The following is a 25,927-nucleotide window of genomic DNA, read 5'->3' as shown; positions in this document are numbered from 1 at the left end:
CCAAGCACAAACGCCTTGCCGTCCCGCGCGTAATCGTGGCCCATGACGCTCGAAACGGGCGCGGACGCGCCGACTGTCGAAGCCACGAACCAGCGCGGCGAGACCATCGAACTCGACTTCTCGGAACCGACCGTGCTGTACTTCTACCCCCGCGACGACACGCCGGGGTGTACCACCGAGGCCGAGCAGTTCGACGCCGAGTTGGAGGGCTACCGCGACGCGGGCGTCTCGGTGGTCGGCGTCTCGACCGACGACGTGGCGAGTCACGAGGAGTTCGCCGAGAAGTACGAACTCCGATTCGACCTGCTGGCCGACCCGGAGGGCGAACTCGCCGACGCCTTCGACGTGGACACCTCCCGCGGCGCGGCCCCGCGCACGACCTTCGTCCTCGCCGACGGCGAAGTGAAGGCGGTCTACGAGGGCGTGGACCCCGACGGCCACGCCCGCGAGGTGCTGAACGACATGCTCGACGCGGACCTCGTGACCTTGGAGTAGCGTCGCCGACTCGGGTGTTCGGGACGCTCTTCGCCGACACCGTTTTTCTCCCGGCCGCCGACCGGTCGGTATGGACGAGTCGTCGGACTCCTCGGAGTCGTCGGAACCCTCGAAGTCACCGGACTCCTCGGCGTCCCCCGGCCCGAGCGACCCCGAAGTTCGACCAGTGACGGGCCACCGGCCGACCCTCGCCGCCAAGTTGGTCGGCGGGTTCCAGTGGGCGATAACCGGCGCGTACCTCTTTCTCCTCGGCGTTCTGGCGACCGGCTGGTATCTCCGCGCGACCCGAACTCCGGTCTCGTTCGACCTCTCGCGGGCGTTCGCCGCCTTCGCCGTCATCGCGTTCCTCGCGGGGTACCTCTGGGTTCGGTCGCGCGACCCTGCGCCCGCCGCGCACGACCGGCGAATCGAGGTCGTCGTGACGTTGCTCGTTCTCGGGTTTCTCCTCCCGTTCGGCGTCCCGCCCGCGCTGGACTTCGCGGGAATCGAGTTGGGTCTGCCGCTCGCTGGCTTCGGCGTGGCCTACGCGCTGACGCTCGCGCTCTCGTACGGACTGGTGTACGGACTCGGTTTGCGGTTCTTCCTCGGACCGCACCGCTCCGAGCGGCCGGAGTTTTGGGAGTGAAGGCGAACGAGAGTTTCGGACAGGATTTTCTCGGACAGGTCGCGGACCTGTCGTTCGGAGACGCACCGCCAGTGAGCGGTTGCCCGCAGTCCTGTCATCGTTCGCAGCGCGGGCGCGAGAGTGTTACCCGCGGACCTCCTAGAACATAACGAAAAATAATTATAGACTAGTTCGGCGTAGCTCCTCGCATGGCCGCAGAGACCATCAAGCACGGTATCGACCTCGAACAGTACGCCGCGTTCATCGAACGCGGGACCGAGAACCCCGACGACGTGATGCTCGGCCTCGGCGCGACGGGCATCGACGAGGGCCGACCGATGCACACGCTGGCGAAGATAGACGGCTACCGCTACGGCGACGAGGAGATACGCCGTCCGACGCGCCAGTACACCTTCCAGTTCGGCGCGTTCAAGGAAGTCGAGCGGGACGCGGGGTTCGTGGACCCCGACGACCGTCCGGAACCCGTGGAGGTCGCGCTGGCGGCGCTCACGGGGTGCATCAACGCCACCCTCGACGTGGTCGCGCTGGAGAACGAGATCGAACTCGACGCGCTCGAAACCGACGTGAGCGTCACCCTCGACCCGCGGGCGTTCTTCGGCATCCGGGACGCCGACGAGGCTGGCGACGTGTACGACGACTTCGCCGTCGAAATCGAAGTCGCCGGGACCGACCTCTCCGACGAGGACCGTGAGACGCTCCGGGCGGGCGTGGCGCGCTCGCCGGTGTTCAATCTGATGACGCGCTCCCACGAACTATCGCCCGAAGTGCGACTAAAAGACGCGCCGTCGATGTGACCGGTTCGCAGTGGCATCGCCACAAACGCTTTTTTCTCCGGCCGTCGATAGCTCTCGTCATGAGTTCAGGGGAGTCCGAAGGGGGCGACGAGAGCGTGGTGCCGGAACCGATTACGGAAGCCGTGCCGGAGCCGGTAAAAGAAATCGTGCGGACGGTTACGCCGTCCTACCGAGGGCGACCGGACGCCGAGATGACGACCATCGGAATCGCCTACGCTCTGGGATTGGTCGTCGTCCTGATTCCGCTCCTGCCGTTCATCGTCATCGTCTGGGTCGTCTCGAAGATTACGGGGTACTTCGCTCGAAAAGCGCCGACCGACAGGGTTCGCTGACCGACGAGCGGTTGTGGGCGTCGTCGCAACTCCCGTTACTGCGTGCCGGTGCCGATGAGGTCGAAGGGGTAGCCGTTGTCGTTCTCGTCGGCGTGTTCGTAGACGACGTGGGCCGCGGCCACGTCTTGGATGGCGAGTCCGGTGCTGTCGAAGACCGTGATGCCGTCCTCGCCGGTCCGGCCCGCCAAGTCGCCGACCACGATGTCGCCGACCTCGCCGTAGATGTCGTCGTCGGTCAGGACGCCCTCGTGGTACGGGACGTTGATCTCGCCGGAGTGAGTCGTCTGGGCGTGGTCGTCGATGACCAGTTTGGCGTCCAGCAGAATCTCGTCGGCGAGTTCGTGCTTGCCCTCGGCGTCGGCACCCATCGCGTTGACGTGGGTGTGTTCGCCGATGTCCTCGCGCGTGACGATGGGGTCCTCGACCGGCGTGACCGTCGAGAGTACGTCACACTGGGCGGCCTCCTCGATGGACCCCGCGCGAACCTCGAAGTCGTCCTCGAAGTACGCGATGAAGTCGGCGACGCGCTCGTCGTCCAAGTCGCTGACGACGACCTCCTCGATGGGGCGGACCTCCGAGATGGCTTCGAGTTGGGTGTAGGACTGAACGCCAGCGCCGACGACGCCCATCGTCGTCGCGTCCTCGACCGCGAGGTAGTCGGTGGCGACCGCGGCGGCCGCGCCGGTCCGCTTCATCGTCAGTTCGGTCCCGTCCATGATGGCCAGCGGGAAGGCGGTCTCGGGGTTCGAGTAGACCATCGTGCCCATCACGGTCGGCAGGTCGAAGTTCTCGGGGTTGTCGGGGTGGACGTTGACCCACTTGATTCCGGCGGCGTCCCAGTCGTCGGCTTCGAGGTAGGCGGGCATCGACCGGAAGTCCCCGTTGTACTGGGGCAGGTCGATGTAGGACTTGGCGGGCATCTGGGCGTCTCCTCGGGCGTACGCCGCGAACGCGTCCTCGACCGCTCGAATTACGTCCGGCATCTGGGTGTTCTCGTCTACGGCTTCCTGATTCAGCAACAGCGTGTCCATGACTTGCCGATGGACCCCGCGGCTACTATAAATTACCTAAACCCGACGAATCGTGCAACCTTCGCCGCAGGTAGCGTTCTGCGAGTGTCAAATTATCAACAATTAATTATATTAGTTAGATAAAAAGAAACATTTTAAACTCAACTACACTAAATTGATTTTGGAGGTGAATGGAATGATTGTTGAAGCACTCTGTACGGCTGGCTACTGTCCGTGCGACGCCTTCCCGCCGTACTACTGTCCCTGAACAGGTCTACAACTACCCGCTTCATTTTTTGACTGTATGTCGAAACTTCTCCAGTAATCACAATTCACCTTGCGGAACCCTCGTTCTTTAGCGCGGGGCGAATGTCACCCGCGAAACTATCAACTGATGCCCCCATGCGCAGGACGCCCCGTCGTTTACAGCGAGGAGGCCCCACGTTAATCCATCGTCGCCACAGACGGTGCAGTTCGAGTCTCCACTCGAACGACTGCTAGCGCCGGTCGCGTCTCGGTCAAAAAAGTCGTCGTTGGTTCGGACGAACGGTAGCCACTGCGAAAGCGAGAGTCGGTCGGGCCGAGCTTACATCGCGCCGCCCATGCCGCCCATGCCGCCCATGCCGCCAGCGCCGCCGGGTCCGCCCTCGTCGTCGCCCTTGTCGGTCGAGAGGTCACCGGCGGAGATGATGTCGTCGATTTTGAGCACGAGGTTCGCGGCCTCGGTGGCACTGGAGACGGCCTGCTCCTTGGCGTGGGCAGGCTCGACGACGCCCGCGTCGAAGGTGTCCTCGACCTCGCCGCTGTGGACGTTCAGGCCAGCGCGCTCGTCGCCGGACTCGTGGGCCGAGCGCAGGTCCACGAGCGTGTCGATGGAGTCGAGACCCGCGTTCTCCGCGAGGACGCGCGGGACGAGTTCGAGCGAGTCAGCGAACGCTTCGACCGCGAGCTGTTCGCGGCCGGAGACGGAGTCGGCGTAGTCGCGGAGGCGACCAGCGATTTCGACCTCGATGGCACCGCCGCCGGAGACGACGCGGCCGTCCGAGACGGTCTGCGCGACCACGTCGAGAGCGTCGGTGACGCCGCGTTCGAGTTCGTCGACCACGTGGTCGGTCGAACCGCGCAGCAGGAGGGTGACGCCGTGACTGTCCTCGCCTTCGACGTAGAACAGTTCGTCGCCCTCGTCGCGGGTCACGTCGCCCTTGCCGAGGTCGTCGCTACTGGCGCTGTCGAGGTCCGAGACGACGCTCGCGCCGAGGACTTCCTTGAGGAAGCCAACGTCGCTCTTCTTGACGCGGCGGACCGCGAGGATGCCCTCTTTGGCGAGGTAGTGCTGGGCCATGTCGTCGATGCCTTTCTGACAGAAGACCACGTCGGCACCGGTCTCGACGATTTTGTCGACCTTCGCCTTGAGCTGTTCTTCCTCTTGGTCGAGGAAGCTCTGGAGCTGGTCGGGGTCCTCGATGTTGACGCTGGTGTCAACGTCGGTCTCCTCGATTTCGACGGCCTCGTTGAGCAGGAGGATGTCGGCGTCCTCGGCGCTCTTGGGCATGTTGTCGTGGACCGGGTCCTTGCTGATGACCGCGCCCTTGAGGAGTTCCGACTCGCCCGACGAGCGACCGGTCTGGGTCTCGGTCTTGACGTATTCGAGGTCGACCGTGCCGTCGACGGTGACTTGCTGGACCGCCTCGACGATGATCTCCGAGAGGACCTCCTTGTTGAGTTCCGCGCCCTTGCCGGTCATGGAGGTCTCGGCGACCTTGCGCAGGAGGTCTTCGTCGTCGGGTTCCACGTCCTCGGCGACGTTGTTGATCTCCTCGCGGGCCTTCTCGCTGGCGAGGTGGAAGCCCTTGATGATGGCCGTCGGGTGGATGTCCTGTTCGAGAAGCTCCTCGGCGTTCTTCAGAAGTTCGCCGGTCACCGCGACGGCGGTCGTAGTGCCGTCGCCCGCTTCGTCCTCTTGGGTTTCGGCGACCTCGATGATCATCTCGGCCGTCGGGTTGTCGATGTCCATCTCCTTGAGGATGGTCACGCCGTCGTTCGTGATGGTCACGTCGCCCATCGAGTCGACGAGCATCTTGTCCATCCCCTTGGGTCCGAGCGTCGAGCGAACCGCGTCAGCGACCGCGCGGGCGGCGCTGATGTTGTGCTCTTGGGCGTCTTTGTCCTTGACGCGCTGGGACTCCTCGGACATTACGATCATCGGCTGGCCTTGCATTCGCTGTCCTCGCTGACTCATAGTACACTCGATGATATAATTGCGATTCTATATAAACCTTTTCTTCCTTGCCATACGGTAACGTAGTGAAACGACGTACTCGACCCGACCAGATCACCGATTAGAACTCCGATGCCGTGGAATAATCTGAGAATTGTTCTCACGGAACGACCGCCGAGCGTAGCGACCGGGACACGGGGATTTATATACTACATCGAATTCGTAGCGGTTCCGAGAAGTCGGACTCCCGCTCGCGGACGTTCGCGTGAGAATATCAAATCACGGATAAATCGAACATACGGCAAGTAATTTTATACTTTATCGGTTCGTCGTTCATTTTACCGGCGCGTGCCGACGGTCGCTCCTCGGCTATGTAGAGTATCTATGCGGGTGTTTCTCATTCCGCCGTAAATGACGGATATTAGCGCCTCAATCGTATATATCGAGAAATTATAAGGGTACTTACTGTAGCTCGGGTTCTCATTACCTGATGACGTCTGATAAAGGACGGCAGTCGGACGACGTATCGCGCCGCATGTTCCTGCTCGCGTCTGGTGCCGGTGTCACGACCGCACTCGCCGGTTGTTCCGGTAGCTCGAACGACAACGCCACCACCGAGTCGAGCGGCGACTCCGGCAACTCCGAGGCCACCGAGGAGTCCATGGACGAGGAGGCGACGACCCAAGAACAGTCCTCGGGGATGGACACCTCGATGCTCACCGCCGAGGGCTCCTCGACGGTCTACCCCATCTCGAACAAGGGGAGTTCGTACTGGAACTCCAACGCGCCCGCCAGCGACGGCGAGTACTGGGGGTCGAACGGCGATGCCTCCGTCCCCGGCTGGGACCAGATCGAGACCGACGAGCGCCTCGCCGACTACTTCGCGAGCCTCTACGGCTTCGAGCCGACGGGCCAGCAGGCGACGCCGCCGTACGCGACCAGCGTCGCCCTGAGCCACTCCGGCACCGGCTGTAAGTCCGTCCGCGACGGCCTCGTGGACATCGGGAACTCCTCGGGTCCCATCACGGCCGAACTCGGCATCAGCGAGGAGAAGCGCGACGAGAACTACGTCGACCACGTCGTCGGCCGCGACGGCCAGCCCGTCGTCGTGAGCAAGGACATCTGGGACGCTGGCGTCCAGCAACTCACCGGCGAGCAGATCAAGAAGATCTACCAGAACGAGATCACCAACTGGAGCGAAGTCGGCGGTCCGGACAAGGAAATCTACTGCGTCGGCCGTGCCGAGGGTTCGGGGACGGACACTTCCTTCCGCCTCAACATGCTCGGCGACGCCGAGGCCTCGATGGAGGGCGTCGACACCCGTAAGGGTCAGAACCAGCAGGTCAAGACGGTCGTCCAGCAGAACGAGGGTGCCATCGCGTACATGGCGCTGGCGTTCACGGGCGAGCAGGTCCGACCCATCGCCATCGACTTCGACGGCACGACCTACAAGCCCGACAAGAGCGCGGAGAACACCATCTTCGACAGCTCGTACCCTCTCAACCGGGACCTGCACATGTACACGACGAAGACCGACGACACCCCGGACGGGACCGACCTGCGCGAGGCCGCGTTCCTCAACATGTTCCTGACCGAGTTCGGTCAGAAGGTGTTCGTCGAGGCGAACAACTACATCCCGCTCCCGGACAAGGACATCGAGAAGGAGAAGGCCAAGCTGCCCGACCAAGCGTAAGGTAGCGACCCCCGGTGTGGCCTTCGTCGTTCCGTTTTCGAATACGCAACTACTAGTACAACAAATGGCATCTGTGACTGACGCTGACTCGACCGACCGACGCGGAACCGTCCAGCGCAAGCTGGCCGACGCCCGCGAGCAGGTCGAAGACGCAGAGAACACTGCGCTCGTGGCTGGTGCAGTGGGCTTGCTGGCGCTTCTGGGGACGTTCGTCGGCTTCCTCGTGATGTCGCCGCTGACCATCGTCGCGCTCGTCGGCTTTCTGGCGACTGTGGCGTACGGCTGGTTCCGACACCAAGCGGTGACTGTACACGCACTGGCACTGGTGATGACGGTCTCGACTCTCCTGATTTTGGGACTCATCACGGTGTTCATCTTCCTCGAAGCGTGGCCCGCGTTCGAGTACGCGAGCGTAACCCTGTACGGCATCGAAATCCCCGGTCTCAGGCTGTTCACCGAGACGCAGTGGGACCCAGTAACCGCCGAGCGGTTCTCGCTCGTGCCGATGATTCACGGCACTGTCCTCGTGACCATCATCGCTACGATCGTCGCCGGGCCGCTCGGCGTCGCGGCCGCGCTGTTCATCAGCGAAATCGCGCCGCCCGTGGTTCGGGAGTTCGTCAAGCCCGCGGTCGAAATTCTGGCTGGTATCCCCTCCATCGTCTACGGCTTCATCGGCTTCACCATCCTCAGTCCGTGGGCGAGCGAGCAGTTCGACCTCGTGGGACAGGGCACGTACCTCTTCGTCGGCATCGTCGTCGGCCTGATGTCGCTCCCGACGGTGGTGTCGGTCGCGGAGGACGCCCTGAACAGCGTCCCCGAGTCGATGAAGAACGGGTCGCTCGCGCTCGGCACGACCGACTGGCAGACGATGTCCACCATCACCCTGCCAGCGGCGTTCTCGGGCGTCTCGGCGGCGGTCCTGCTGGGCGTCGGTCGCGCCATCGGCGAGACGATGGCCGCGACGGTGATGCTCCGCAACAGCCCTGCGCTCCCCGACCCGCTGTTCAACGTCTTCTACGGGTTCGAGACGCTCACGTCGCTCATCGCGGCGCGCTACGGGAGTTCCCACGGACTCCAGTTCAACGCGCTGTTCGCGGCCGGGGTCGTCCTGTTCGTGACGGTCCTGTTCCTCAGCGTGGGGTCTCAGCTCATCGAGCGACGCATGGAGGAGAAACTCGGGGGTGACCCGTGATGAGCGGTCTCACCGGCGACGACGGGGAGAGCGTCGCCGACGACCGCGACACGCTCGTCCGCGAGGGCACCTCGGTCCCGGAGCTGATAGCGGCCGCGACGGTTGGCCTCTCGGCCCTGCTGTTCGCGCTGGCGCTCGCCGCCCACTTCGAACTGTTCGCCATGACCGATTCGGTCGCTGGCGTCCCGATGGTGACCGCGCTCGGCGCGCTCCTCGGGCTTCTGGGCGCGATTATCGTCGGCTTCGGCGTCGCCTCGCGCCTCGACTACCTCCCGACCGAACCGCAGGCCGACGCCGGTCTCGTCGCGGCGACGGCGTTCTCGGCCATCTGGTTCGTCGTCGGCGGACTCGTCGGCTCCCAGACGTTCGGTCTCGGCCTCGTCGGCTGGCTCCTCGCCGGACTCGTCGCGGCCGGACTCGCGTTCGCCGCGACGGTCGTGCCCCGCGAGGACATCGGCTCGACGGTGCCAGCGGGGGCGCTCGCGCTGTTCGCCGGTCTCGTCTTCGTCACGGGAACCATCGGCCCGGACTGGTCGTGGGCACCCGGCGGACTCCGCGCGACTTTCTTCCCCCGGTTCGTCGTCCCGACCGTCGTCATGTTCTGTGCGCTGCTCCTCGGTTGGTCGGCCGCGAAAGCCTACGGCGGGTTCGGGGCGCGCGGCCGCCACGTCGGCGCGCACGTCCTCATCTACCTCAACGCGCTCGCTATCATCGCGGTCCTGTTCGGTCTCGTCGCGTTCGTCGTCGCCAAGGGCTTCCCCGGTCTCTTCCAAGGATTCACTCTCGGGGCCGGTACCGGACCGGAGACGACCATCGCGCTCTTCGGCTTCAGTTACACCATCGTCTGGCCGGTCTCGTGGCCGTTCCTGATGAACGGCGTCTCCCTGCTGGCCGAGGTCGACGGCGTCCTCCCGGCCATCGCGGGGACGGTCTGGCTCGTCGTCGGCGCGGTGCTGTTCGCGGTTCCGCTCGGCGTCGGCGCGGCCATCTTCCTGAGCGAGTACGCCGACGAAGGTCGGTTCACCGAACTCGTCGAGATAGCGACCAACGGGCTGTGGAGTACGCCGAGCATCGTCTACGGGCTGTTCGGCTACGCGTTCCTCATCCCGCGGTTCGGCGACCAGAAGTCGCTGCTCTCGGGCATGCTCACGCTCGGGTTCATGCTCCTCCCGCTGGTGGTCATCACCGGCCGCGAGGCCATGCTCTCGGTCCCCGACGAGTACCGCGACGCGAGCGCGGCGCTCGGCGTCTCGAAGTGGGAGACCGTCCGGAGCGTCGTCCTCCCGGCCGCGATGCCCGGCGTCGTCACCGGCATCATCTTGGGCGTCGGTCGCATCGCTGGCGAGACCGCGCCCATCTTACTCACGATGGCTGGCGGGACGTTCCTGCCGGGGAGCCAGACCGTGGACGTACTCGGCGGCTTCGAGTTCACCTCGGCACCGCCGTTCGTGACGAACCCCGAACTCCTGCAAGCGACCAGCGCGCTCCCTTATCAGGTGTACGCGCTCGTCACGGCCGGAGTCGGCGGCCCGCTCGGCAATCCCGAGAACTTCGCGTGGGGACTCACGCTGGTCCTCCTCGCTATCGTCTTGACGTTCTACGCCATCGGCATCGCGACGAGACACTACTTCCGGAAGAAACTCCACCAATGACAGAGAGTACCCTCGATTCCACGTCACCGACAGACAGTCGCACCGACCCGACCCCCGAAACCGCCGAGGAGTCCGCCGGAACCGAGTCGCCCGGCGTCTCGTCGGCGACCACGACGGGCGAGTCCGAAGAACCCGTCCAAGACGAGTGGACCGACTACGAGTTCGACGGCGCGCCGAAGCTCTCCGTCGACGACTTGGACGTGTACTACGGCGACGACCACGCGCTCAAGGGCGTCTCGATGGACGTGCCCGAGAAGAGCGTCACCGCACTCGTCGGTCCCTCCGGTTGCGGGAAGTCCACGTTCCTCCGGTGTCTCAACCGGATGAACGACCGCATCAACGCCGCGACCGTGGACGGCTCGGTCGAACTCGACGGCGACGAAATCTATCAGGACGGCGTGAACCTCGTGGAACTGCGCAAGCGCGTCGGGATGGTCTTTCAGGCTCCGAACCCCTTCCCGAAGTCCATCCGGGACAACATCTCCTACGGCCCGCGCAAGCACGGCGACATCAACGACGGCCTGCTGGACAAACTGCTGGGACGCGCCGACGAGGAGAAAGAAGACCAACTCGTGGAGCGCGCCCTGAAGCAGGCCGCGCTCTGGGAGGAGGTCAGCGACCGGCTGGACGACAACGCGCTCGGCCTGTCGGGCGGCCAACAACAGCGACTGTGCATCGGTCGGTGTCTCGCGGTGGACCCCGAGGTTATCCTGATGGACGAACCGGCCTCGGCGCTCGACCCCATCGCCACCGCCAAAATCGAGGACCTCATCGACGACCTCTCCGAACAGTACACGGTCGTCATCGTCACCCACAACATGCAACAGGCCGCCCGAATCTCCGACCAGACCGCGGTCTTCCTCACCGGCGGGGAGTTGGTCGAGTACGGCGACACCGACCAGATATTCGAGAATCCCAACAGCCAGCGCGTCGAGGACTACATCACCGGGAAGTTCGGATAACGATGAGCAGTTCGACAAGCGACACCGAGATATCCCGCAAGGTCCAGTCGGTCGGCGGGTCGTCGTTCACCGTCTCGCTCCCGAAGGGTTGGGCGACCGACCACGGCCTCGAAGCCGGAAACGAGGTGTACCTCTACCCCCACGAGGACGGCACGCTCATCCTCCGGACCTGCGAGCGCGGCGCGAGCGACGCCGTCCCGGAAGTCTCGGTCGGCGACCTGTCGAGCGAGAAGTTCCCGTGGGTGGTCTACGCCCTCTACGTCGCTGGCGAGGACCGCTTCACGCTCCGGACCGACGACCGGTTCTCCTCCGCCGAGCGCCGGACGATAACCACCGCGGGCAACGACCTCGTGGGGCTGGAAGTCGCCGACGAATCGACCGACGCCGTCACCTTCCGGAGCATGCGTCGCTCCCAGCGACTCTCCATCGGCCAGACCGTGCTGAACCTCCGGTACGTCGCGCTCTCGATGCACCGGAGCGCCACCAGCGCGCTCCTCGACGCCGACTCGGACCGCGCCGAGGAGGTCCTGCGCCAACCCGAGGACGTGGACCGCCAGTTCGCGCTGGTGAGTCGGTGCGTCGAGCGCCGGGTCAGTCTCCCGCGCGGGCCGAATCGTCCGGATTTGGACCGCCGGACCGCGCTCGACTACTACGCCATCGCGCGCGAACTCGACGGTATCTCCTCGTGCGCCGAGCGCATCGCCACCGTCGCCAGCGAACTCGACGCGCCGCCCGCCGACTCGCTGGAGTCGGAACTGGCCGACTACGCCCGACGTTCGCGGCGCGTGGTCGAGCGCGCGGTCGAGGCGACCATCAACGGCCGGTCGCCCGAAACGGCCTACGAAGCCCTCGACCAGTGCGAGGAGCTACGGAGCGACCTCGACCTGCTGGACCCGCCCGCGGTCGAGGCCGACGAGATGGATTCCTACTACGTCGCGCTCCTGTTGGACGCCCTCGACCGGACGGCCGACCACGGAGGCAGTATCGCCGAACGCGCGCTCAAGATGGGCCTTCGGGCGGAGTAGCGTCCCGTTCTTCTATCGCCGTTGTGCGGTGAGAGATGTCTCTACGTTTTCTATCGGAAACGGGTGAACGAATTACACCACCCGCATCGGTTGGTACCGTGTAGTCGTTGTATAGCAACACTGGTAACGTTTCTGTTGCGAGCGCACGAGGCGCTCGCCGTGTAGTTCGCAGGAGAATACGCCGGGACTGGGATTTGAACCCGGAGCCAGACATTCCGGGATGCTCACTACGTTGCGCTTCCGGGCCGTGACTGGCAGGAGTTCAAATCCAGTTTGTTAGGTTTTCTCGCTCGTCGTAGCGACGCACAGACGAGACTGTGCGTCGGTAACTCGCTCGAAAACGCCGGGACTGGGATTTGAACCCAGAACCCCGTAAGGGGACACGCTTTCCAGGCGTGCGCTTTGCCATTCGGCCATCCCGGCCCGTACGATGATAGTTCCGTCCTGCGTTTAAAGCCTTCCCTTTGCGTCGATTGGTGGACGCCGAGGAGTTCGCTCGACCCGAGGAGCCTCGCCGTCGCCGAAGGCTCCTCTACCGGTCCGAAACATGTAGAAATATTGCTCTAAAACCGCTACTGATTGCTCACTCGAACAGTCGCCCCTCGGCCAGATACGATAGCGCCGTCGCGCCCAATCCGACGGCCAGCGCGATGCCCGCCTTGACCGCCAGCGAGTAGCGATACCCCGTGAGGAGTTCGTACCCCTGCACGGCGACCAGAAACGCCAGCAGGCCGACGACGCCCCAGAGGAGACTGGCCTTCACGCGCGGGCGAACCGGACCTATCTCCAGCGCCACGCTACTCGCTGGACGCGATGGCCTCGATTTCGACGCCGACGCCCTTCGGGAGGTTGCCCGCCTCGACGGCGCTCCGCGCTGGCGGGTTGTCTTGGAAGTACTCCTTGTAGGCGTCGTTCATCTCGTCGAAGTCCTCGATGTCGTCGAGGAAGACGGTGACTTTCAGCACGTCCTGCATCGTCAGGCCCTCCTCTTCGAGGATGGCCTTGACGTTTTCGAGGCTCTGGCGCGTCTGGACCGCTATCTCCTCGTCGTCCAGCAGGTCGCCGTCGGGCGTCATCGGAATCTGGCCCGCGGTGAACAGCATGTCGCCGTTGGTCGTCGCCTGACTGTACGCGCCGACCGCCTCGGGCGCGTCCTGCGTGCTGATGATGCGCTTCATACTCATCCCATTCTCGCTACAGCACTTAAACGTAGGCGTGACCGACCCGAGAACTCCGCGGAGGTCCGGAGGCGGAACTCAGGCGATGACTTCCACGTCGAAGCCCTCCTCGCGGAGCGCGGCGAGCAGTTCCTCCACGTGGTCGGTCCCGCGGGTTTCGAGGTCCAACTCGACCTCCGCGGCGTTCATCGCGATGTCCCGCGAGGTCCGGTCGTGCTGGATGCCGTAGATGTTCGCGCGCTGTCCCGAAATCACGTCCAGCAGGTCGTCTAACGCGCCGGGGCGGTCCTTGAGGACGGTTCGAATCTTGACGTACCGGCCGGTCTCGACCAGTCCGCGCATGATGACCGTCGTGAGCGTGTTCATGTCGATGTTGCCGCCGCAGAGCGCCGGGACGATGAGTTCGTCCTCCTCGTAGTCGAACGCGCCCGAGAGGAGCGCCGCCAGCGCAACCGCGCCAGCGCCCTCCACGAGCGTCTTGGCGCGTTCGAGCAACATCGTCACCGCGACCGCGATTTCCGAGTCCGAGACGGTGACCACCTCGTCCACCCGCTCCTCGATGACCTCGAAGGGCTTCTCGCCGACGTTCCGCGTGGCGATGCCGTCCGCGATGGTGTCCACCGAGTCGAGGGTGTGAATCTCGCCCTTCTGGAGCGACTGGGCCGCGCTCGACGCGCCCTCGGCCTGCACGCCGATTACCCGCGCGTCCGGGTTCTGCTCTTTGACCGCGGTCGAGATTCCGGCGATGAGACCGCCGCCGCCGATGGGCACGACCACGGTGTCGAGGTCCGGCAGGTCCTCCATGATTTCGAGACCGATGGTCCCCTGTCCCGCCATCACCTTCTCGTCGTCGAAGGCGTGGACGTAGGTCCGGCCTTCGTCCTCCTCGATTTCGTGGGCCTTCGCTTGGGCCTCGTTGTAGTCGTCGCCCCACAAGACGACCGTCGCGCCGTAGTCGCGGGTCGCCTGTATCTTCGAGATGGGCGCGTTCTCGGGCATCACTATCTTCGAGTCCACGCCGCTCTTGGTCGCCGCCAGCGCGACGCCTTGAGCGTGGTTGCCCGCGCTCGCGGTGACGACGCCCGCGGATTTCTCGTCGTCCGAGAGCGTCTCGATGCGATTGGTCGCACCGCGAATCTTGAACGACCCGGTGCGCTGGAACGTCTCCAGTTTCAGGTGTACCTCCGCACCGGTCATGTCCGAGAAGGTGTGACTGTAGTCCAGCGGCGTCCGCCGGGCGGTCTCCTCGACACGGACTCGCGCGTCGAGAACGTCCGAGAGGTCTATCATAGCCGATGGTACTCGCGGCGTCTCTTTACGCTTTTTCACCCGTGTCCGCTCGTCGGTTCGGTGTCGGCCCAGCGACTCGGCGTATCTCATCGCTGTCGAGCGTCGCGACTACCGAAGTGGAACAGGGGGAAAGGGGGAAAGTGGGCGCGAAGCGTGTGACGCGCACTCGATGAGTGGGACGGCAGGAACTTAAAGCCCCGGTGGACGGACTGAAAGTGAAAGTGCAAGACGGCGTCGGGGTAACCGCCGTGTCTGACGGACGGCACACGTCTGTGTCAGACGTAAAGCTGACGGCCGTTAGCCTCGCCCCGACCGGCGAACCGCGACCTCGTTCTCCCGACAGAATCGACGCACGCGCTCGGCGAACGACCCGCTTCCGGGCCACTCCGCGTCGGCACCGAGCGCCGCCGGGTCGCCGACGTAGAGTTCGACGCGTTCGTCACGCTCGTCGCGCTCGCGGTCCGCGCTCCCTCCGCTCCCGTCGGCGAGTGGCACCGATACCCGAACGTACAACCCGCGCTCGACGCCCTCGTAGGCGTCTAGCTCCTCGATTTCGGGCGTTTCGAGGAGCCTCCCGGTCGCGGCCCCACCGGGTGCGAGCGTCGGATACTCGCCTTCGACGCGGCGGAGTCCGTCGAGAGTGGCCGCGCCGCGGAACTCGAACGTCGAGCAGACCCGTGCGACCTGCTCGGGGTCGGTCAGCGTCCCGTAGACGAAGACTTGCATGCGACTTGGTGAGGCCGCGAGCGGCTTGCTCGTTCCGGTACACTCATTTCGCTCCCGGCGCAGGCCCGAACCACGCATGGTCGAGTCCGTCCGTTCGCGTCTCCTCGCCGTGTGGCGGCGGGTCCTCTCGCTGTCGTGGCCCATCATGGCCGAGCAGACGCTTCGGACCCTGATGCGGACGACCGACGTGGTGGTGACGGGGCTGTTCTCGCCCGCCGCGGTCGCGGCCATCGGTCTTGCCGACCTGTTCGCCAGACTTCCCCTCCGCATCGGACTCGGCCTCGGGAGCGGTGCCATCGCGCTGTCGAGTCAGGACACCGGCGCGTCGCGAGCGCCCGGCGACGAGACGACCACCGACGACGCCGGGGAAGATAACACCGACGACGCCGGGGGAGATGCCGCCGCCGCGAACCGCGACGAGGCCATCACGCAGGCCCTCGTCGTCGGGATTCTCGCCGGAATCCCCTTCATCCTGTTCGGCCTCCTCGCTGGCGAGCGCGCCATCGCGGCGCTCGGGGCACCGCCGAACGTCGCCGAGATGGGCGGCACCTACCTCGCGGTCATCTTCGCCACCGCGCCCGCCCGCCACGTCGCGCTCATCGCCGCGCGCTCGTTGCAGGGGACCGGCGACACCCGCACGCCGATGTACGTCAACGTCGTCTCGAATCTCCTCAACATCGTCGGTACCGTCGCGCTCGGCCTCGGCTTGGGTCCGGTCCCGCGCCTCGAAATCGTCGGCGTCGGCATCGCCACGGCCTTCGGCAATCTGTTCACCGCGGTTGCGCTACTGGCGGCCATCTACGGCCCGTGGGCCGCCGCCTCGTTCGCTCGGCCGACCGATGCCACCATCGCCAAGCAACTGCTCTCGGTCAGCGCGCCGAAAATCGCGGAGGGGTTGGCGGCGACCGTCGCGGAGTTCCCCTTCAACGCCATCCTGCTGTCGTTCGGCACCGAGGTCAACGCCGCCTACCAGATCGGTCGCCGGATGCACCAGCAGGTCACGAGTCCGCTCTCGCGGGGCTACAACGTCGCGTCGAGCGTCGTCGTCGGGCAGGCCCTCGGCGAGGGCGACCCCGCCCGCGCCAGATTCGAGGGGTGGGCGAGCGCCGCGCTCGGTCTCGTGACGGTCGGCGCAATCGGTCTCCTGCTGTTCGTCGGCGCGGAGTCGTTCGTCCGCCTGTTCACCGACGACCCCGCGACCATCGACTACGCCGCGGACTTCGCCCGCGTCTACGGACTGGTCTCGCCGTTCCTCGTCCTCTACGTCGTCCTCTCGGGGGCCTTGCAGGGCGGGAGCGACACCCGGACCCCGTTCGTCGCCCGGACCACGGGCATGTTCGGCTTCATGGTCGGCTTCTCGTGGCTCGTCGGCGTCCGCCTCGGCTGGGGCGTCGAAGGCGTCTACGCGGGCATCTTCCTGTACTTCGTGTGGGCACTCCTCGTGGTCGCGGCCGGGTTCCGGTGGGGCGGGTGGGCCGCGAAAGCGGCCGCGATGATGGAGGAGCGGGGGAGCGTCGGCGAAGCGTGACCTCTCGTTCCAGTTCCGATACTCCTGTTGCACCAATCGAACCATTTCGTATCGTGCATATTTTAATCGTAGTCAAATAACGCGATAATATGGATAATAACGAGAAAGCCGAAATCTATCGCTCCGGATACGAGGAGCTTCAGAATACGGTAGAGAACCAACTCACGGAACACCACGAACTCAACCAACGAGCGATTGATCTCGCAAAGATCGATATTCTCGCTATCAGTATCGTAGTTTCGGGAACGAGTATCTCTGACAAAATCAACGGTATTCCGATAATCCTCGCTGGGACGGTAGCACTCCTCCTCTCGTTCGGGTACTGTCTACAAGTGTATCGTCCACGGTGGTTCACGAATGGAATCGGAACGGGAGCGACGGAACAAATCGAACAAGTCGTGGAGCAGAACGGGGGACGAACCGAACACTATCGAAATCTCATGCTGGCTTTTCGAAAGATGCTCGATTACTCGGAGTCATCGTACGAACAAGAGGTGAAATACTTCCGGAACGCGTTGTGGTCTTCGTCAGCGGCGATTCTCCTCTTTTCAGCTCTGGTACCGCGATCGTTGTTAGAGAACTTCCCCAATTGTGGTGATTATCTCCTTATTTCGTTAGTCGTTGTTCCTGTACTCTACGGAAGATTCTTGTATGGTGGACGACTAGATTAATACCATGAGCGACGACGACGAAGAAGACTCCGAAGAAGGATACGAGATTCACTTTGTAGAGAACAGTAAACCCAGAGAAGACGATTCCGACTAACTTCTCGGAGTATATTTCACGCGGTCAAATCAGACGGACTTTCTCAATCCTTTGTTGTAATCGTTACTCGCTCAGTCGCTGGTAAAAGGTGGAGCAAAAGTCGTCGGTCGTCCCGGTGGTCCTCCCTCGACCTGCTCGCTCACTGCGCTCGCTCGCAGTGCGATTGCTCGAATTCTACCGCTCGTCGATGGGAACCCAATCTTCCTGTTTCGACCCGGTGTACTTCGCACGGGGGCGAATCAGGCGGTCGTCCGCAACCTTTTGCTGCGCTCGTCACTCGCTTCGCTCGCTCCGTCGCTGGCAAAAGGTTGATCAAAAGCCGTCGGTCGTCCCGGTGGTCCTCCCTCGACCTGCTCGCTCACTGCGCTCGCTCGCAGTGCGATTGCTCGAATTCTACCGCTCGTCAATGGGAACCCAATCTTCCTGTTTCGACCCGGTGTACTTCGCACGGGGGCGAATCAGGCGGTTGTCCTCGTACTGCTCCAAGACGTGACCGATCCAGCCGCCGACCCGCGACATGGCGAAGATGGGAGTGTAGAGGTCGATGGGGATGCCCATCTGGTAGTACGTCGAGGCCGAGTAGAAGTCCACGTTCGGCGCGAGACCCTTCTCGTTGCCCATGTACTCCTCGATAGCGACCGACATCTCGTACCACTTGGTGTCGCCCGCGGCCTCGCCCAACTCCTCGCTCTTCTCGCCGAGAATTTTCGCGCGGGGGTCCTTGACGTTGTAGACGCGGTGGCCGAAGCCCATGATGCGCTCGCCGCGGTCCAAGGCGTCGTCCACCCACGTCTTGGCGTCCTTGCCGCTCTCGTCCAGTTCCTTCAGCATCTTCATCACGTTGGCGTTCGCGCCGCCGTGGAGCGGTCCGGCGAGGGTGCCGACCGCGCTCGTGACCGCGCTGTGGAGGTCCGAGAGCGTCGAGGAGGTCACCATCGACGAGAAGGTCGAGGCGTTCAGGCCGTGGTCGGCGTGGAGAACCAGCGCCATGTCGAACGTCTCGGCCAGCACCTCGTCGGGTTCCTCGGCGTTGAGCATGTAGAGGAAGTTCTCGGCGTGCCCGAGGTCCTCGCGGGGTTCCACGGGGTCGTTGCCGTTTCGGATGCGCTTGAACGCCGCGACGACGGTCGGAAGCTTGGCGGTGATGCGCTGGCCCTTCCGGAGGTTGGCCTCGCGGTCGGTCGGGTCGGCGTCCGAGTCGTCGGCGTCGTAGGCCGAGAGCATCGACACCGCGGTCCGGACCGCGGCCATCGGCTCCTCGTCGGCTTCGGCGAGCTTTCGCACCGTGTCGAGTACGTCCGCGTCGAGTTCGCGCTCGGCGGCCATCGCCGCGGAGAACTCGTCGAGTTCGTCCCGTGTGGGGAGTTCGCCGTGCCAGAGCAGGTAGAGGACCTCCTCGTAACTCGCTTTCTGCGCGAGGTCCTCGATCTCGTAGCCGCGGTAGATGAGACGACCTTCGTCGCCATCGATGAAGCTGAGTTCCGATTCTGCGACGACGACGCCCTCCAGCCCTTTCTTGACCTCTTCTGACATGCGTTGAACTTCTCGGCATGACCGGAAAAGGATTATCTTTCGTTTCCGTTCCGGACGCTCCCCATCCAACCCTTCGAGGCCGTCTCGACGCCCAGCGTCCCCGGTGACTCGGGTTCCCGACGAACGTTTTTATCGAGCGCCCCACAACAGAGCGACATGGACTCCTCGGGCGGCGACGTAGAGTACGAACCCGTCGGCGTCAAGCAGGTGCTGGCGGAGATGAAAGACACCGCGGAACTCCTCATCGACCTCTCGTTCTCGGCCGTCCTCAACGGGAGCGACGACATCGCCGCCGAGGTGCTTGACCTCGAAGCCCGGATGGACCTCCTCCAGATGCGCGCTCGCATGAGCCTTCTGATGGCCGCCAGAACGACCGACGACGCCGAGCAGTTGGCTCCCGTCCTCGGGGTTGTCGGTGCGGCCGAGAAGATAAGCGACGCCGCGGGCGACGTGGCCAAGGTCGTCTTGGAGGACATCGGCCTGCCCGACGCGATGCGGGCCGCGCTCCCCGAGGCGGTCGAGACGCTGGTTCGCGCGGAGGTCGCCGCCGACGCCGACCTCGCGGGTCGGACGCTCGGCGACCTGAACGTCGAAACCGAGACCGGCGTGCGAGTCATCGCCATCCGCCGCCGCGACGACTGGATTACGAACCCGGACCGCGATACCCCGCTCGAAGGGGGCGACACCGTTCTCCTCCGCGGGCCGGACGAAGGCGTCGCCGACGTGTACCGGCGCGCGACCGGCGTCGAGTACGAACCGCCCGAGCCGCCCGAACCCGGCATCGAGGACTTGGAGCGCGCGGTGGACTCCATCGTCCTGATGAAGAACATCAGCGAACTCGCGGTGGACCTCGCTTACGGGAGCGTCCTCTTCGACAGCGAGGAGGTCGCCGAGGAGGTGGTCGAACTCGAAGCCGAGGTGGACGCCCTCCAGTCGCGCTTCGAGGCGTGGACGCTCCGGGCGGCCGCGCGCGTGGACGACCCGGTCTCGCTCCGGGGACTCGTCCATCTGGCCAACGCGACGGAGGTCATCAGCGACGCCGCGGTCGAGATTAGCGAGGGCGTCCTCCGCGGACTCGGGACCCACCCCGTCGTCGAGCAGGCGGTCAAGGAGAGCGACGAGGTCATCGTCCGCATGACGGTCGCGCCCGACAGCGAGTTCGACGGCGTGACCTTGGGCGCTCGGGAGGTCAAGACCGAGACCGGGATGCGAGTCATCGCTGTCCGGCGCTCTCGGGACGACGAGCGCGACTGGGTGATTCAGCCCGGTCCCGAGACCGAACTCCTCGCTGGCGACGTGTTCATCGCCAAGGGGACCCGCTCGGGTGCCGAGCGGTTGGCGGCCCTGACCGGGTCGGAGTACTCCTCGGAGTGAGCGTTTTCGCGGCCTTCGACACCCCCGCCAGTAACCAACTATATTACTACTATCGTCGTTCGAGTCGAAGTCGCCGGACATAATTGTGCGGCGTCTCCAGATACCGACCGACAGGAATGCAGGACTTCGTAGTCGACGGCGAGTCGCGGGCGTGGTCCATCGGTTTCGACGCTACGAAGCGCGACGGCGTACTCGTCACCGTCGGCGTTCTGGTGAATCGGACTCAGGAAGCGAGGCTTCTGGAGCGTCTCTACGTAGCCCTCTCGGACGACGGATACCGTCCGTTCCGTACGAAGAGTCGAGACCTATCGCTTCCGCCTCGGAAACTCCGCGGCGTCTTGCTCCGATGTGCTGGCAAAGTCGGCATCTGCGTCCATCGCGACTACGTCACGCTTTCGTACGCGGAAGCGACTCACTCCGCCATCCTCCTCGACGAACTCGGCGTCCCCACGACCGACGCGGTAGTTATCATGGACGGTGACGAGAGTCGAGCGGACTTACTCTATCACGCCGCGTCGGGAATCGAGGTCGTGCCTCCTCCCGTGGTGAACTGTGCGCGAGCGGAACTCTACTATCCCCATCTCCTGTTGGCCGACTTCGTCGCTGGCGCGGTAGCAGGCCAGATTCGTTCGGACTCGACGGTCGTATCCGGCGTCTCGCCCGGCGGATCGGTGGTGTCCGTGAAGGATACGACCGGTAGCTCTCACGCGGGACGATGGGACCGTGGCTACGCTGCCGCCGCGCGTAGCGAAGGCGAAACTCCTCGGCCTGCCTTCGAACAGCGATACGCGGATTCGCTTCGTGAGCGGGTTTCGTGTTGGTTTCGCGGTCAGTTCGGGAACCGAGACTCGTTGCCTCCGACGAGCGACGGCATCGCCCCCGTCGTCGGGCGACTCGAAGCGGTAGACTGCGAGGCCGTAGCTACGTGGCTTAGCGAGCAGTAGTGAGAAGGTACGGATTCCCGTCTCCACCCCCGTTTCCACGCGGGACCTGTCCGAAGACGCCGTTTGCGTCTTCGTTCGGACCGCGTCTCACCGGGACGGCAGGAGCGGTGCGACGGGCTTCGAACGCCGGTACCCTCGGCGCTCCGGTCGAAGTATCGTCCTCTCGCCCCTTAGAAGTTTTCCACGTCACTCCAAATCGGTCGCTTTCGCCAGCCGATACGCCGAGACCAGCGTCAGGACGGTCGTCGCCAGCGCGCCGAGCGCCGTCGAGAGGACGAACCCCAACCCGAGGTAGTACGGCGTCGGCTGTCGCGTCCCCGGTAGCAGGACGAACACCGCCAGCACCGCCCCAGTGAACAGCAGGCTGAAGGCGAACCCGCGGATGGCGTTGCGCCGGACGTTCAGCGCGGCCACGAAGTTCGCTCGCGGCCGCTCGGGGACGCTCTCGGACACGTCCGGGAGTTGGCACGCACCGATAAAAGGCGCGTCGGTTCGAGACGTTCCGACCTGCAACTACCCCCCGCGCGGCCGCGAACGGGAAAACGTGAGACTACTGCGGACGCTCGCTCTCGGCGTGACCCTGCCCGTTCGCCGCGGGCGGGACTCGCCGCTCCAGCGACAGCACGCCGACGCCCAGAAGCAGGCTCATCCCGACCAGCGCGGGCCACAGCAGTCCCTCGACGCCGTAATCGAAGAACGCGCCGCCGACGACCGGGCCGATGCCGAACCCGAGTCGCTTGGCGATTTCCAACACCGAGAGCTGTGACCCGCGCTCGGCCGTGGTGCCCACGTCGCTCGCCAGCGCCGTGACGAGCGGCGCGTGCAGAATCTCGCCGACTGTCCGAAGGACGAGGAACGCCCCGACGAGACCGACCCCGAGGAGGACGGGCGCACCCTGTGCCAAGACGATGGCGACGAAGCTCGCGGCCCAGAACAGCGCCGAGAGCGCCAGTCCGCGCGTGCGTCGCCACGACCGGACCCACGAGACGACCGGCAACTGAAAGAGGACGATGACCACCGGGTTCAGGACGTAGAGGGTGCCCAACTGCTCGCTGGTCAGCCCGAAGGTCTGTTCGGCGAACACCGGCACCGTACTCTGCATCTGGGCGTAGGCGACCGCGAACCCGACGTTCAGCACCGCGAGCGCCAGAATCGTGGGTTGCGTGACCGCGCGACTCCACGTTCGGAGGGTCGCGGCGAGCGACGGGTTCTCCTCGGGGTCGGTCGCGGCGGCGTCGTCAGTCGCGGTGTCGCCGTCGGCCGCGGTGTCCCCATCCGACGCGACCCGCGGGAGCGCGACCGCCAGCAGAAGCGCGACGACGCCGCTGGTCGCGCCGTCGGCGACGAAGACGGCGGTGTGAGCCACCCCGTAGAGGAGTCCGCCGACCACGAACCCCGAACCGAACCCGGCGTTGCTGGCGACCTTCAGCAGAGCGTAGGCTTGGTCGCGGTCCGCGTCGGGAGTCAGGTCAGCTATCATCGCCTGACTCGCGGGGGCGAACAGCCCGGTCGCCAGTCCCGCCGCGGTGGCGGCGACGACGAACGCGGGCGCAGTCGTCACGAGCGCGTAGGCCGCCAGCGTCGGTGCCGAGAGCGCCATGCTCGCGACCATCACGGGCTTGCGGCCGTACCGGTCGGCGAGGTAGCCCCCGACGAGCGTCCCGCCCGCGGTCGCCACGCTGTTGGCGAACAGGCCGGTCCCGACGAGCGTGAACGGGATGCCGACCTCGCCGTAGAAGTAGAGCGTCGCGAAGGGGTAGACGATGCCCGACCCGAGGACGTTGACGAACCGGGCCGCGGCCACGACGAAGACCGCGCGGTCGAACCCGCGGAGGTCGGACAGCGACGAGCGAACCGACATCTATCGGTGGTATTCGCGGTCGCGTGAAAGGGATTCGGGAAGCGGAACGGCCGCCGACCCGACGTACGAGACGGCTAACTCGGTCTTACCCGGCGCATAGGAAAGCTCCTCGACGCGGTGATTTCGAGTATGGTCGTCTCACTCCCGGCGGGCCTCCTCGTCGTCGCCGTCGGTTGGCTCGGCACGCTGTTTCTGGTCTGGTCGCTACTCTGTGCTGGTAGTCGGGGAACGCGCGTCTCGCAGGAATCGCGGGGTCGTTATCGGTAGCCGAACACCTGTCTCGATTCCGGTTGGAAGAACGAAATTCGGAAATCTGTGGTAGATAGTAATCTGGACGACAGAAGAAAAGCGACGGTGGACAGAGAGACGAATCGGCGTTTTATTCCTCGCTGTCGTCGGAACGCCGCCGACCTTTCGAGACTCGCTCACCGCCGCTGAGGAGGCTCTCTTCCGCTCGCTCTCGGTCGGTTTGGTCTTCGGCCTCGCTTTCGGTCATACTGACACGTAGTAGACTCACACTGATAGTCTTTTGGCACTCACAGTCTTTTGGCACTCACCGCCACTCGCGGATATCTCGAATCGCCCGTCTCGTTTGGGCCGCTAATCCCGATATCCAGACGACTCCGAAGAGGATTCCGACTGCTGACACCGCTAGCCACCCCGGAACGGCTCCGACGGTCGCCTCGTATGCACCCACGGCAAAGAACAGAATACCGGCGACGAGGAAGACGATAGTCGCGGTTATCAGTGGAGTGTTTCGGATATTCGTACTCCGATTGAAGTTGATACGTACGATGTAGTTTTTCACGAGAAGCTCCCGAGCCTGTTGGGTCGATAGGTCTGCTCTGAGAAGATTCGTAAGATTGTCCGAGCTAGTACCCACGTCGAGTTCCGAGACCGTGTAGGTCATCGCGGCGAGTGCAGTCGAGATGAGTAACGACCCGACACCAAGTCCGGTGTACGGGTTGAGAAGACCGTGAAGCAGAACGCGACTCCCCTCAATACGGGTGTTCTCCGCGGTAGCAGTACCCCCGGTTTTCGCTACGATAGAGAGTGCCGAAACGATAACACCGACGAGCAAGACGTTGAGTCGAAGTATCTTGCTGGCCTTCGAATCTATATCGGCGAGGGTCTCTTTCTGCCCCGTGACCGTCTCCCGTGCTTCAGTGCGTAGTTCGGAAAGCAACTCCGCATCGCCACCGAAATCTATCGACTGCAACTCGTCTCGCAACTCGTCGGGGTCCCGACTCGACATCAGTCGTATTAGTCGTTATAGTCTCGATAGTAGTAATTTTATATCCATCTCGAACTTGGAATGGGATACTTCCGGACGCCTCCGAGTCCCGTCCTCACCGATACGCGGGCAACTCCTTCCCGAACAGCAGGAAGTAGCCCGTCCCGACCAGTCCGATGACGGTCGCCGCGCCGAACGCCACCTCCGGGCCGCCCGGCGAGAGGCCGTAGAGCCACCCGCCGATGGCCGCGCTCGGGATTACCACCGCGTTGCGCGCGAGGTAGTACGACCCGACGACTCGACCACCGGCGTTCTCCTCTGCGGGGCCGACGATGAGCGCCTTGTGTGCCGGGAGTCCGGCGAATCGCAGTCCGGAGACGGCGAACAGGAGCGTGACGAGCGCGGTCTCCGAGAGGGCGATTCCGGAGACGGTCAGGCCGCCCTCGGGCGCGTTGACCAGCAGGACCGGGAAGACGGCGTAGACGACGAACCCGAGCGCGACGACCGGCTTGAGACCGAACCGCTGGGCCGCCTTCGAGACCGGAATCATCACGACCAGCGCGACCGCCATCTCGACTGCGAGGAGAACCCCGAAGAACGCGTCCGGCCCGAGGAGCCCGACGACCGGCAGACGCGCGCTCACCTCCAACACGTTCGTCACCACGAGGACGACGAAGACGTAGACCATCCCGTTGGCGAAGCGGACGAGCGTGTCGCCGACCAGCAGGGGCCGCAGGGTCGCGGGCATCTCCCGGAGGTCGTCTACGACTTGCGCGACGCCCTCGAAGGACTTGCCGAAGCTATCCTCGCTGGCGTCGTAGAGGAGGTGCTGGACCGCCGTGGCCACGAGACCGAACCCGGCCGCGACCGCCAGCACGTAGCGGAAGCCGACCGCGAACTCGTAAACCGCGAGGAGACCCGCCGCGATTAGGGGACCCAGCAGGAACGCGGTCCGACGGAACGTCTCGGTGCTGGCGAAGCCGGTGGCTAGCTCCTCGGGCGGGACGCTCTGCTTGACGATGGCGAACGTCGCGCCCAGTCCGAACGACTTCCACGCTTGGGCCAGTAGCAAGCCGACGAAAATCCACGCCCAGCCCGGAACCGGCAGGAAGGAGACGGTCGGCGCGAGAAACCACAGCAGAAAGCCCAGCGTCGAGGCGAGACCGAACGCGGTCAGCGCGGTCCGCGAGCCGATTCGGTCGGAAATGGCTCCGCCGGGGTAGGGGTAGACCGCGCCGATGAGGTTGCCAAGACTCCCGTAGAGACCGATGACGAGGCTCCCCGCGCCCAGCACTTCCAGATAGCGACCCATGTACCGGCCGGTCATCTGGAAGCCGAGGCTGAACGCGAACATCGCCAGCGAGAGGACCAGCACGTCCCGTTCCAGCGCGAGAAACTGCCGGAACGCCGCGAAGGGGTCGGCTCGCTCCCTGTCGGTCGCCATGTGCGAAGATTGGAGTCGGTCGTCAAAACTCCGGGGGAACAGAAACTAC

The 25,927-nt window shown here is 64.6% G+C and carries 25 protein-coding genes and 1 tRNA gene; 14 read left to right on the top strand and 12 right to left on the bottom strand.

The annotated features are described in order from the left end of the window. The first annotated feature begins 42 nt into the window (after nt 1-42). The 4 genes from EPL00_RS20770 to EPL00_RS20755 all read left to right on the top strand — a co-directional run bounded on the left by EPL00_RS20770 (nt 43) and on the right by EPL00_RS20755 (nt 2,246). Nucleotides 43-495: a peroxiredoxin gene (locus tag EPL00_RS20770; protein ID WP_135854737.1), complete on the top strand. Its 453-nt coding sequence runs from the start codon at nt 43-45 to the stop codon at nt 493-495. A 70-nt stretch (nt 496-565) separates the two neighbouring features. Next, nucleotides 566-1,120 carry a hypothetical protein gene (locus tag EPL00_RS20765; protein ID WP_135854738.1) on the top strand — a complete coding sequence of 185 codons (555 nt, stop codon included), beginning with the start codon at nt 566-568 and terminating at the stop codon, nt 1,118-1,120. A 188-nt stretch (nt 1,121-1,308) separates the two neighbouring features. Then, nucleotides 1,309-1,914 carry an OsmC family protein gene (locus tag EPL00_RS20760; protein WP_135854739.1) on the top strand — a complete coding sequence of 202 codons (606 nt, stop codon included), beginning with the start codon at nt 1,309-1,311 and terminating at the stop codon, nt 1,912-1,914. A 59-nt stretch (nt 1,915-1,973) separates the two neighbouring features. After that, the gene (locus EPL00_RS20755; protein ID WP_238398267.1) at nt 1,974-2,246 is read left to right on the top strand and encodes a DUF7535 family protein; all 273 of its coding nucleotides are present in this window, start codon (nt 1,974-1,976) and stop codon (nt 2,244-2,246) included. 35 nt (nt 2,247-2,281) lie between these two features. Here EPL00_RS20755 and EPL00_RS20750 read toward each other — a convergent pair whose 3' ends face one another. After that, nucleotides 2,282-3,277: an ornithine cyclodeaminase family protein gene (locus EPL00_RS20750; protein WP_135854740.1), complete on the bottom strand. Its 996-nt coding sequence runs from the start codon at nt 3,275-3,277 to the stop codon at nt 2,282-2,284. A 565-nt stretch (nt 3,278-3,842) separates the two neighbouring features. Then, nucleotides 3,843-5,495 carry a thermosome subunit beta gene (gene thsB, locus EPL00_RS20745; RefSeq protein ID WP_135854741.1) on the bottom strand — a complete coding sequence of 551 codons (1,653 nt, stop codon included), beginning with the start codon at nt 5,493-5,495 and terminating at the stop codon, nt 3,843-3,845. Between the two features lie 469 nt (nt 5,496-5,964). Here thsB and EPL00_RS20740 point away from each other — a divergent pair, with 469 nt between their 5' ends. The 5 genes from EPL00_RS20740 (at nt 5,965) to EPL00_RS20720 (ending at nt 12,001) form a co-directional block, all read left to right on the top strand. Next, nucleotides 5,965-7,167 (top strand): PstS family phosphate ABC transporter substrate-binding protein, encoded by a 1,203-nt coding sequence (locus EPL00_RS20740; RefSeq protein ID WP_135854742.1) that lies wholly within the window; start codon nt 5,965-5,967, stop codon nt 7,165-7,167. 64 nt (nt 7,168-7,231) lie between these two features. After that, nucleotides 7,232-8,362 carry a phosphate ABC transporter permease subunit PstC gene (gene pstC, locus EPL00_RS20735; protein WP_135854743.1) on the top strand — a complete coding sequence of 377 codons (1,131 nt, stop codon included), beginning with the start codon at nt 7,232-7,234 and terminating at the stop codon, nt 8,360-8,362. Further along, nucleotides 8,362-10,014, top strand: coding sequence for a phosphate ABC transporter permease PstA (gene pstA / locus EPL00_RS20730; RefSeq protein WP_135854744.1), 1,653 nt, complete (start codon nt 8,362-8,364; stop codon nt 10,012-10,014). Before pstC ends, pstA begins: the two co-directional genes overlap by 1 nt. Then, nucleotides 10,011-10,976 carry a phosphate ABC transporter ATP-binding protein PstB gene (pstB, locus tag EPL00_RS20725; RefSeq protein WP_135854745.1) on the top strand — a complete coding sequence of 322 codons (966 nt, stop codon included), beginning with the start codon at nt 10,011-10,013 and terminating at the stop codon, nt 10,974-10,976. The genes pstA and pstB overlap by 4 nt, the downstream gene beginning before the upstream one ends. A 2-nt stretch (nt 10,977-10,978) precedes the next feature. Then, nucleotides 10,979-12,001, top strand: a complete 1,023-nt coding sequence (locus EPL00_RS20720) for a phosphate signaling complex PhoU family protein (RefSeq protein ID WP_135854746.1) — start codon at nt 10,979-10,981, stop codon at nt 11,999-12,001. A 341-nt stretch (nt 12,002-12,342) separates the two neighbouring features. On the opposite strand, the gene EPL00_RS20715 is transcribed toward EPL00_RS20720, so the two are convergent. The 5 genes from EPL00_RS20715 to EPL00_RS20695 all read right to left on the bottom strand — a co-directional run bounded on the left by EPL00_RS20715 (nt 12,343) and on the right by EPL00_RS20695 (nt 15,195). Next, nucleotides 12,343-12,424, bottom strand: a tRNA-Ser gene (locus tag EPL00_RS20715). Nucleotides 12,425-12,584: 160 nt separating this feature from the next. Continuing rightward, the gene (locus EPL00_RS20710) at nt 12,585-12,797 is read right to left on the bottom strand and encodes a hypothetical protein (RefSeq protein ID WP_238398266.1); all 213 of its coding nucleotides are present in this window, start codon (nt 12,795-12,797) and stop codon (nt 12,585-12,587) included. 1 nt (nt 12,798) lies between these two features. Then, nucleotides 12,799-13,179, bottom strand: coding sequence for a Rid family detoxifying hydrolase (locus EPL00_RS20705; protein ID WP_135854747.1), 381 nt, complete (start codon nt 13,177-13,179; stop codon nt 12,799-12,801). Nucleotides 13,180-13,257: 78 nt separating this feature from the next. After that, nucleotides 13,258-14,469, bottom strand: a complete 1,212-nt coding sequence (ilvA, locus tag EPL00_RS20700) for a threonine ammonia-lyase (protein WP_135854748.1) — start codon at nt 14,467-14,469, stop codon at nt 13,258-13,260. 297 nt (nt 14,470-14,766) lie between these two features. Further along, a complete protein-coding gene (locus tag EPL00_RS20695; RefSeq protein ID WP_135854749.1) occupies nt 14,767-15,195 on the bottom strand; it encodes a gamma-glutamylcyclotransferase family protein in 429 nt (142 codons plus the stop codon). A 145-nt stretch (nt 15,196-15,340) separates the two neighbouring features. Between EPL00_RS20695 and EPL00_RS20690 the strand changes: the two genes are divergently transcribed. Further along, complete coding sequence (locus EPL00_RS20690; RefSeq protein ID WP_135854983.1) at nt 15,341-16,723, top strand: MATE family efflux transporter; 1,383 nt, start codon at nt 15,341-15,343, stop codon at nt 16,721-16,723. An 89-nt stretch (nt 16,724-16,812) separates the two neighbouring features. Beyond that, nucleotides 16,813-17,394 (top strand): hypothetical protein, encoded by a 582-nt coding sequence (locus EPL00_RS20685; RefSeq protein ID WP_162224290.1) that lies wholly within the window; start codon nt 16,813-16,815, stop codon nt 17,392-17,394. Between the two features lie 487 nt (nt 17,395-17,881). Here the strand turns inward: EPL00_RS20685 and citZ are convergent, their stop codons facing one another. Beyond that, nucleotides 17,882-19,021 (bottom strand): citrate synthase, encoded by a 1,140-nt coding sequence (gene citZ, locus EPL00_RS20680; RefSeq protein WP_135854750.1) that lies wholly within the window; start codon nt 19,019-19,021, stop codon nt 17,882-17,884. A 156-nt stretch (nt 19,022-19,177) separates the two neighbouring features. Between citZ and EPL00_RS20675 the strand changes: the two genes are divergently transcribed. Beyond that, on the top strand, nt 19,178-20,395 hold the full coding sequence (locus EPL00_RS20675) for a potassium channel family protein (protein WP_135854751.1): 1,218 nt from the start codon (nt 19,178-19,180) through the stop codon (nt 20,393-20,395). A gap of 116 nt (nt 20,396-20,511) precedes the next feature. Then, complete coding sequence (locus EPL00_RS20670) at nt 20,512-21,339, top strand: hypothetical protein (protein ID WP_135854752.1); 828 nt, start codon at nt 20,512-20,514, stop codon at nt 21,337-21,339. 186 nt (nt 21,340-21,525) lie between these two features. Here the strand turns inward: EPL00_RS20670 and EPL00_RS20665 are convergent, their stop codons facing one another. Both EPL00_RS20665 and EPL00_RS20660 read right to left on the bottom strand, forming a co-directional pair. Next, complete coding sequence (locus EPL00_RS20665; RefSeq protein ID WP_238398265.1) at nt 21,526-21,852, bottom strand: DUF7536 family protein; 327 nt, start codon at nt 21,850-21,852, stop codon at nt 21,526-21,528. Between the two features lie 37 nt (nt 21,853-21,889). Next, entirely contained in the window at nt 21,890-23,200 is a 1,311-nt protein-coding gene (locus EPL00_RS20660) for an MFS transporter (RefSeq protein WP_135854754.1), read from the bottom strand. Nucleotides 23,201-23,329: 129 nt separating this feature from the next. On the opposite strand from EPL00_RS20660, the gene EPL00_RS20655 reads away from it, so the two are divergent. Next, the gene (locus tag EPL00_RS20655; RefSeq protein ID WP_162224289.1) at nt 23,330-23,467 is read left to right on the top strand and encodes a hypothetical protein; all 138 of its coding nucleotides are present in this window, start codon (nt 23,330-23,332) and stop codon (nt 23,465-23,467) included. 286 nt (nt 23,468-23,753) lie between these two features. On the opposite strand, the gene EPL00_RS20650 is transcribed toward EPL00_RS20655, so the two are convergent. Further along, nucleotides 23,754-24,455 (bottom strand): hypothetical protein, encoded by a 702-nt coding sequence (locus EPL00_RS20650; protein WP_135854755.1) that lies wholly within the window; start codon nt 24,453-24,455, stop codon nt 23,754-23,756. 94 nt (nt 24,456-24,549) lie between these two features. Beyond that, nucleotides 24,550-25,878 carry an MFS transporter gene (locus tag EPL00_RS20645; RefSeq protein WP_135854756.1) on the bottom strand — a complete coding sequence of 443 codons (1,329 nt, stop codon included), beginning with the start codon at nt 25,876-25,878 and terminating at the stop codon, nt 24,550-24,552. Nucleotides 25,879-25,927: the final 49 nt, after the last annotated feature.

Source organism: Halorussus salinus (assembly GCF_004765815.2).
Lineage (GTDB): Archaea > Halobacteriota > Halobacteria > Halobacteriales > Haladaptataceae > Halorussus > Halorussus salinus.
This window is presented reverse-complemented; position numbering and strand designations above follow the sequence as displayed.